Here is a 6310-nt window from a genome sequence, read left to right as displayed (position 1 = left end):
ATAAGAGTCTGGTAATGATGGCGAAGAGGTCACACCCGTTCCCATACCGAACACGGAAGTTAAGCTCTTCAGCGCCGATGGTAGTTGGGACTTTGTCCCTGTGAGAGTAGGACGTTGCCAGGCGGGTCATTCCGCAATAGCTCAGCGGTAGAGCAATCGGCTGTTAACCGATAGGTCGTAGGTTCGAATCCTACTTGCGGAGCCATATTATGGAGAGCTGTCCGAGTGGCCGAAGGAGCACGATTGGAAATCGTGTATACGTCTAAAGCGTATCGAGGGTTCGAATCCCTCGCTCTCCGCCAGAGCCGGCCCGTTGGTCAAGCGGTTAAGACACCGCCCTTTCACGGCGGTAACACGGGTTCGATTCCCGTACGGGTCACCAATTCGAATATGGAGGATTAGCTCAGCTGGGAGAGCATCTGCCTTACAAGCAGAGGGTCGGCGGTTCGATCCCGTCATCCTCCACCATATTAAACAAATATATATTTTAATTATCGTCGCGGGGTGGAGCAGTCCGGTAGCTCGTCGGGCTCATAACCCGAAGGTCGCAGGTTCAAATCCTGTCCCCGCAACCAAATGGTCTCGTGGTGTAGCGGTTAACATGCCTGCCTGTCACGCAGGAGATCGCCGGTTCGATCCCGGTCGGGACCGCCATTTGGCTCGGTAGCTCAGTCGGTAGAGCAGAGGACTGAAAATCCTCGTGTCGGCGGTTCGATTCCGTCCCGAGCCACCATTTACAAATAAAATTATTATAGATAATGTATGTAATTATATTTATAATAATATTAATTGTATTATGAGTTACGTCTTTGCTAATTAACTGAAGATGACAAGTGAAAAATCCTTATAACATATAATCATTTTAAACTTGCCGGTTTAGCTCAATTGGTAGAGCAACTGACTTGTAATCAGTAGGTTGGGGGTTCAAGTCCTCTAGCCGGCACCATTATATGGAGGGGTAGCGAAGTGGCTAAACGCGGCGGACTGTAAATCCGCTCCCTCGGGTTCGGCAGTTCGAATCTGCCCCCCTCCACCAATTATATAGGGGTATAGTTTAATGGTAGAACAGAGGTCTCCAAAACCTCCAATGTGGGTTCGATTCCTACTACCCCTGCCAAAATTATGGCGGTTGTGGCGAAGTGGTTAACGCATCGGATTGTGGTTCCGACACTCGTGGGTTCGATTCCCATCAGCCGCCCCATATTTATTCGTTTTTTGTTGGGCTATAGCCAAGCGGTAAGGCAACGGACTTTGACTCCGTCATGCGTTGGTTCGAATCCAGCTAGCCCAGCCAAAATTCGGGTCATTAGCTCAGTTGGTAGAGCATCTGACTCTTAATCAGAGGGTCGAAGGTTCGAACCCTTCATGGCCCATATTTGCGGAAGTAGTTCAGTGGTAGAATACAACCTTGCCAAGGTTGGGGTCGCGGGTTCGAATCCCGTCTTCCGCTTTTATAATCTGGCGGCATAGCCAAGTGGTAAGGCAGAGGTCTGCAAAACCTTTACCACCGGTTCGAATCCGGTTGCCGCCTCCATATTTTGCCGGTGTGGCGGAATTGGCAGACGCGCACGACTCAAAATCGTGTTCCTTCTGGAGTGTCGGTTCGACCCCGACCACCGGTATCTCAAGACTGTATAAGATCAGTAATTTCAAGGACTTTCACCCAATGTGAAGGTCTTTTTTATTTTCACCTTATACGATTTTTTTGTAGAAAATCGTGTGCGTAAAATCGTATAAGGTGGGTGGCAAGTATGGGTTATCGCAAGGTTGTGCAAGAAGGATGCAAGAAAGCAAGAAGATGAATACACGTTTAAGCAAGCACAGAAACTATTTGAAGAAGACTGTGAATTACGAAATCTGCGTGAGCATACTATTAGGTACTATCGTAATAAGCTAAACGTTACTTGGAAAATGTTATTGGAACAAGGGTTAGATTTACCTCTTAATAAGATTGATACAGAAGTGATACCCAGTCATATCTTCATGATTATGAAGAAAAAAGAATTAAGACAAGTTACTATTAATACTCGTTTGAGAGCTATTCGGGCCTTTTCAATTTTTGGTTGCAAGGGATATTAAAAAAGACACCTATAGGTAGTCTTCAGCTATTGAAGGATAGAAAGAAAGTCGTTCAAACGTTTAGTTAAACAGCAGCTAAAGGATATTCTGCATGCATGTAATATGCGGACTTTTGTTGGGTTAAGAGATTATACGATAATGATGCTATTGATTGAAACGGGTATTAGTGCGAATAACTGTTGGGATAAAGGTGTATTTATCAATATTAATTTGAGCCAGAGCGATCACTTCAAAAGTGAGCCACTTTATTTTGCTTTATTACCATATTTGGAGGGGAGTTGGGAGTTTAGGGTATCTTGCCCCGAGGGGCAAGATACCCTAAACTCCCCGTTACGCCAGACTACAGATTTCTCTTCTCTCTCTTTAAAACTCCGGCAGTTCACTTAAGTTATTTTCTTTCACTCCATCTGGTTCGCTTCGTAAAATGTCTCGGCCATACTTATGGAAGACATCGACATTTGCTAGGTTTCCTGCCTTGGCTTCGGAAATCGCTGTCGGGTAATCCAGTTCCCGGCCTCGGTTCGTCTTGACGGCAATAATATTGTCAGTGTCGTTTTTTCTTACTGCGACGATTTCTTCCGCCTCAGTCTGTCCAATTTTATTGGGAATAGGGGTACCTTGTTGCTTGTATTGCTCATAGGCTTTTTCGAATGAGTCCAATCTTTTCACCTCCTACCCTTAAATTGAACAAATCTTTATGGAAATATGTGTGAATGATTACGTATCTTTGAGATGTATAATAGTTGACAATTGAGATGAGACAAGTATTCCGTTTCAAAATGGAATACTTGTCTCAGAAGTAAAAACTTCCGAGGTAGCCCCAATAGCTAAGTAACCAGATTCTGTCCATGAGCGTAGTGCAGGAAGATTTGTAAGCCATGCAAATGAAATGATATAAAAAGATAAATTGTTAGTATTTAGTTTTTAATTTCAGTTGAAAATGGAAGATTGAAGAATGATGAATTCTTGCTAGATATTTCTCCTGAAAGTAAAATTATAGTAATTGATTATGTGACACACGCGGAATACTGTTCGTTGCAAGTTAAAAAAGAATACATACATGTAGTTAGGAGCTAAACGATATGGAAAAAGGTTATAAGAATTGTCAAAGCTGCGGCATGCCTTTAACACGAGACGAACAAGGGGGAGGTACAGAAAAAAATGGGGATCAAAGCAAAAAATATTGCAGCCACTGTTATCAAAATGGTGAATTTACACAGCCTACTATAACAGTGGAACAAATGAAAGATAAAGTGAAACAAAAGCTGACTGAGTTCGGTTTTCCTAAGTTTTTGACTGGCTTCTTTACTAGAAATATACATAAACTTGAACGATGGTCAAAGTGAAATTTTTACTATAAATGAATTGGAATGCTATAGGATGGTTAATATTTTTGAGCCAGAATACTATAGTATCCTAAAATGATGATACGCTAACTATAAATAAATCTGCGATTATTATTCTCTAGCACTTTCGGGTAATGATTGTAAAATTAGATTTCTATGTAAGCAAAAAAAGGAGCCTGCTCTATAAAGTTGTGTATTTACAACCTTCTAGAGAAAGCTCTCTTGTTAAAGCTAAAACTGGGGAAGTGTCACTATTATGCGCTTTGAATTTGTTGCTTTATCAATTTACGAGAGACGATGGTCTCTGGAGAATGTTGAGCATGGATAGGAATTTCACTCCAATGTTCGGGGGGGATCGTGACAAAATGCTCTTCTCGCTTTTTCTTACGAAGGTAATCCACCGTGATATTGCGTGTGATGGTAAGCAGCCAACTGACAAATTGACCCTTCTTCGAATTATAGCCTCCTTCTGTGGTCCATAATCGGGTAAAAACAAGCTGCACAATTTCTCTTGCTATCTGCTCATCATGGGTAGATTTCATGGCAAAAGAATAAATGAGACGTACATAACGATCATAAAGTTCCTCTAATGCAGGTCGAGATTTATCTAACACAAGGCATATTAATTCTTCATCTGTTCTTTTATGCATGGTAGGAACACTCCTCAATGTTAATGATCAACCCTTTTTTTTAGAAAACGACGGAAACACAAAAGAGGTTTCTATTTTTATTTAAAAATATATGGATATGATGAAAACAAGGGAGCACAACGAGATATTTTTTGAAATTCTATAGATCTATTTTCCTATCAAGACGTGTACTTAGTAGAAAAATAATGATGGGTCTATTCTCAAATTTTATGTGTTTTTTATGACAAAACCTCAAACTATTTCTTTCTGATTTTGTAATATCAGTAAAAATAATAGCGTAATACCTACAATTAGTTCCGTTAGATTATATAACATACTAAACGTTTAAAAAAGTATAAATACCCAAAAAATCCCAAACGAATCTTACACATTCTACGTTATTTAGTCCCCCCTTTTTGATGCGGAAGATGCCAAACTATTTTTTCAACTTATCGATATGAGGTATGAAAAGAAAAGCACAAGTCTACATATTTAGGTTGATATTTATAACATATAAGCTAGGAATTTAATGAAAGTTGTTCGAGGGCATTCTTAGGGAAAACATATTTTTAGATATTATGTACATTAAATATTCTAAATGATATACTATAAAACGGTAAAATTGTAAGATTCACTTTATATAATCTCGGGTGGCGGTCATTTCAGTAAAGGATTCTTTGCCGAAGACCATTATGATATAGATTTATACCAAGAAACATTAGATGACTAGCTTAATAGAAAATAAGAGGAGAATAAACCATGAAGAAGATGAAGAAATTGTTGGCGCTAATTATGGTAGTAGGATTATCAATCGGTGTCTTAGCAGGATGCTCAAATCCAAAGGATACCGTGCAAGAGTTCTTGACAGCAATACAAAAAGGAGACTATGAAAAGGCGAGTACGTTTGTTGAGAAGAAAGACAATGGTTACGAGTTCGGCAAACTGAATGAGACTACAGATGGTATTGACGGAAAAGCAATATTCAATGCAATCGCAAAGAGTTATAAATTCGAAAAGCCGGTAGAAGTATCAAAGAAGAATGATACAGCAGAGGTTAAAGTGAAAATTACATCTGTTGATATGTCTGTTGTGATGACAAAGACAATTGGAGAAATAATGCCCGTGGCTTTTGCTAGTGCTTTTAGCCAAGACAAAGAGCAGTCTGACAAGGCGATGCAGCAGATGATGGCATCAACTTTCATTAAGAACTTATCTGATAAAGATGCAGCAATGGCAACTCGTGAAGTTACGTTGAACTTGAAGAAGGATAAGGATGGAAACTACAAAATTGTCTCCGATGAAAATTTGACGGAAGCATTATTAGCAAACGCAAAAGCAGTAGACAAGATATTTGGGAAATAATCCAGCATTAGTGGTAGGAACGGTTACCTGATTCACTGTTGTTTCTGCATCAAAATAATGATTAAAGATTTGAGTCCATAATAAAGGAACTTCAACGATTATAATCGGTATCACAAAAGCGGTAACTAAAGGCTTCTCACATTTGTGAGGAGTTTTTTAAATTTAATCAAACCGATTCAAGGTTTTCTTCGTTAACTTAATTGAAGAAAATATTGAGGAGGGTTTCTATGAAAAAGTGGATGTTTTTACTATCAATCTTACTAATCGTGAACTTAGCAGCATGTAGCAGTAACAAGGAGAATGCCCAAAGTGCCAGTGCAAGTAAAGAAACTGCTAGTGAAGTAACCAAAAATACCGACACTTCCAGTTTACAATTATTACAAAACGAAAAAGTAGGAGAATACTTAGCTGATTCTAAAGGATTGACATTATATTATTTCAAGAACGATAAATCAGGACTAAGTACTTGTAAAGACGAATGTCTAAAAACTTGGCCTCCATTTAATGCTACTGATTTTAAGGTTCCTCAAGGATTTAACAAAGAAGATTTTAATACCATTACAAGAGCTGATACTGGACAAGCACAAGTGACTTATAAAGGCTATCCTCTTTATTATTTTGTGAATGATAAGTCAAAAGGCGATGTGAATGGCCAAGGTGTAAAAAATGTATGGTATATCGTAAATGTTAAAACTACATTTAACCAATAAAATAGAGTGACGAGAAACCCAAGAGGTTCTCGTCACTCTATTTTATTTTTCTAATTTACTTTCTTAAATGTTGTCAATGTCCAGCATCTTCAGTTGTAGTAAAAATTGCGTCTTTCTGAATCCATCTAAATAAAAAAGCTGATCTTGTGATCAGCTGTAATTTACATAACACACAGAGATTTAA

General features: G+C 39.0%; 6 protein-coding genes, 16 tRNA genes and 1 rRNA gene. 21 read left to right on the top strand and 2 right to left on the bottom strand.

The features are described from left to right. Nucleotides 1–7: 7 nt before the first annotated feature. From rrf to ACM5BR_RS16825, 18 genes are all read left to right on the top strand, one after another. Nucleotides 8–123 (top strand): 5S ribosomal RNA (gene rrf / locus ACM5BR_RS16910). A 7-nt stretch (nt 124–130) separates the two neighbouring features. After that, nucleotides 131–205, top strand: a tRNA-Asn gene (locus ACM5BR_RS16905). Nucleotides 206–211: 6 nt separating this feature from the next. Beyond that, nucleotides 212–302 (top strand) — tRNA-Ser (locus ACM5BR_RS16900). Between the two features lie 5 nt (nt 303–307). Then, nucleotides 308–382, top strand: a tRNA-Glu gene (locus ACM5BR_RS16895). A gap of 10 nt (nt 383–392) precedes the next feature. Beyond that, nucleotides 393–468, top strand: a tRNA-Val gene (locus tag ACM5BR_RS16890). Between the two features lie 30 nt (nt 469–498). Continuing rightward, nucleotides 499–575 (top strand) — tRNA-Met (locus tag ACM5BR_RS16885). A gap of 3 nt (nt 576–578) precedes the next feature. After that, nucleotides 579–654: transfer RNA gene (locus tag ACM5BR_RS16880), tRNA-Asp, on the top strand. A 3-nt stretch (nt 655–657) separates the two neighbouring features. After that, nucleotides 658–733, top strand: a tRNA-Phe gene (locus ACM5BR_RS16875). Nucleotides 734–870: 137 nt separating this feature from the next. Then, nucleotides 871–946 (top strand) — tRNA-Thr (locus ACM5BR_RS16870). Between the two features lie 6 nt (nt 947–952). Further along, a tRNA-Tyr gene (locus tag ACM5BR_RS16865) sits at nt 953–1036 on the top strand. 7 nt (nt 1037–1043) lie between these two features. Next, nucleotides 1044–1117: transfer RNA gene (locus ACM5BR_RS16860), tRNA-Trp, on the top strand. An 8-nt stretch (nt 1118–1125) separates the two neighbouring features. Next, nucleotides 1126–1201 (top strand) — tRNA-His (locus ACM5BR_RS16855). Between the two features lie 18 nt (nt 1202–1219). Further along, nucleotides 1220–1294: transfer RNA gene (locus tag ACM5BR_RS16850), tRNA-Gln, on the top strand. Between the two features lie 6 nt (nt 1295–1300). Beyond that, nucleotides 1301–1373: transfer RNA gene (locus ACM5BR_RS16845), tRNA-Lys, on the top strand. Between the two features lie 5 nt (nt 1374–1378). Continuing rightward, nucleotides 1379–1450 (top strand) — tRNA-Gly (locus tag ACM5BR_RS16840). 10 nt (nt 1451–1460) lie between these two features. Then, nucleotides 1461–1534: transfer RNA gene (locus ACM5BR_RS16835), tRNA-Cys, on the top strand. A 6-nt stretch (nt 1535–1540) separates the two neighbouring features. Next, nucleotides 1541–1622 (top strand) — tRNA-Leu (locus ACM5BR_RS16830). A 145-nt stretch (nt 1623–1767) separates the two neighbouring features. Beyond that, nucleotides 1768–2079 (top strand): site-specific integrase, encoded by a 312-nt coding sequence (locus tag ACM5BR_RS16825; RefSeq protein WP_416829190.1) that lies wholly within the window; start codon nt 1768–1770, stop codon nt 2077–2079. 363 nt (nt 2080–2442) lie between these two features. On the opposite strand, the gene ACM5BR_RS16820 is transcribed toward ACM5BR_RS16825, so the two are convergent. Then, nucleotides 2443–2739: a DUF3892 domain-containing protein gene (locus ACM5BR_RS16820; protein WP_416829189.1), complete on the bottom strand. Its 297-nt coding sequence runs from the start codon at nt 2737–2739 to the stop codon at nt 2443–2445. Nucleotides 2740–3161: 422 nt separating this feature from the next. Between ACM5BR_RS16820 and ACM5BR_RS16815 the strand changes: the two genes are divergently transcribed. Then, complete coding sequence (locus tag ACM5BR_RS16815; protein ID WP_416829187.1) at nt 3162–3425, top strand: zinc ribbon domain-containing protein; 264 nt, start codon at nt 3162–3164, stop codon at nt 3423–3425. Between the two features lie 254 nt (nt 3426–3679). Here the strand turns inward: ACM5BR_RS16815 and ACM5BR_RS16810 are convergent, their stop codons facing one another. Beyond that, entirely contained in the window at nt 3680–4075 is a 396-nt protein-coding gene (locus ACM5BR_RS16810) for an RNA polymerase sigma factor (protein ID WP_416829186.1), read from the bottom strand. Between the two features lie 738 nt (nt 4076–4813). Between ACM5BR_RS16810 and ACM5BR_RS16800 the strand changes: the two genes are divergently transcribed. Continuing rightward, nucleotides 4814–5416, top strand: coding sequence for a hypothetical protein (locus ACM5BR_RS16800; protein ID WP_416829185.1), 603 nt, complete (start codon nt 4814–4816; stop codon nt 5414–5416). A 227-nt stretch (nt 5417–5643) separates the two neighbouring features. Beyond that, on the top strand, nt 5644–6126 hold the full coding sequence (locus ACM5BR_RS16795; protein ID WP_416829184.1) for a COG4315 family predicted lipoprotein: 483 nt from the start codon (nt 5644–5646) through the stop codon (nt 6124–6126). Nucleotides 6127–6310: the final 184 nt, after the last annotated feature.

It is taken from the genome of Ectobacillus polymachus, assembly GCF_048159605.1.
Taxonomy (GTDB): domain Bacteria; phylum Bacillota; class Bacilli; order Bacillales; family Bacillaceae_G; genus Ectobacillus; species Ectobacillus polymachus.
The sequence above is the reverse complement of the archived record's forward strand: the minus strand, read 5'-3'. Positions and strand labels throughout refer to the sequence as shown.

Excerpts from the sequence above, each read along its gene's own strand:
- ACM5BR_RS16800 (WP_416829185.1), top strand. The coding sequence starts at position 4,814 with ATGAAGAAGATGAAGAAATTGTTGGCGCTAATTATGGTAGTAGGATTA.
- ACM5BR_RS16810 (WP_416829186.1), bottom strand. The coding sequence starts at position 4,075 with ATGCATAAAAGAACAGATGAAGAATTAATATGCCTTGTGTTAGATAAA.
- ACM5BR_RS16815 (WP_416829187.1), top strand. The coding sequence starts at position 3,162 with ATGGAAAAAGGTTATAAGAATTGTCAAAGCTGCGGCATGCCTTTAACA.
- ACM5BR_RS16795 (WP_416829184.1), top strand. The coding sequence starts at position 5,644 with ATGAAAAAGTGGATGTTTTTACTATCAATCTTACTAATCGTGAACTTA.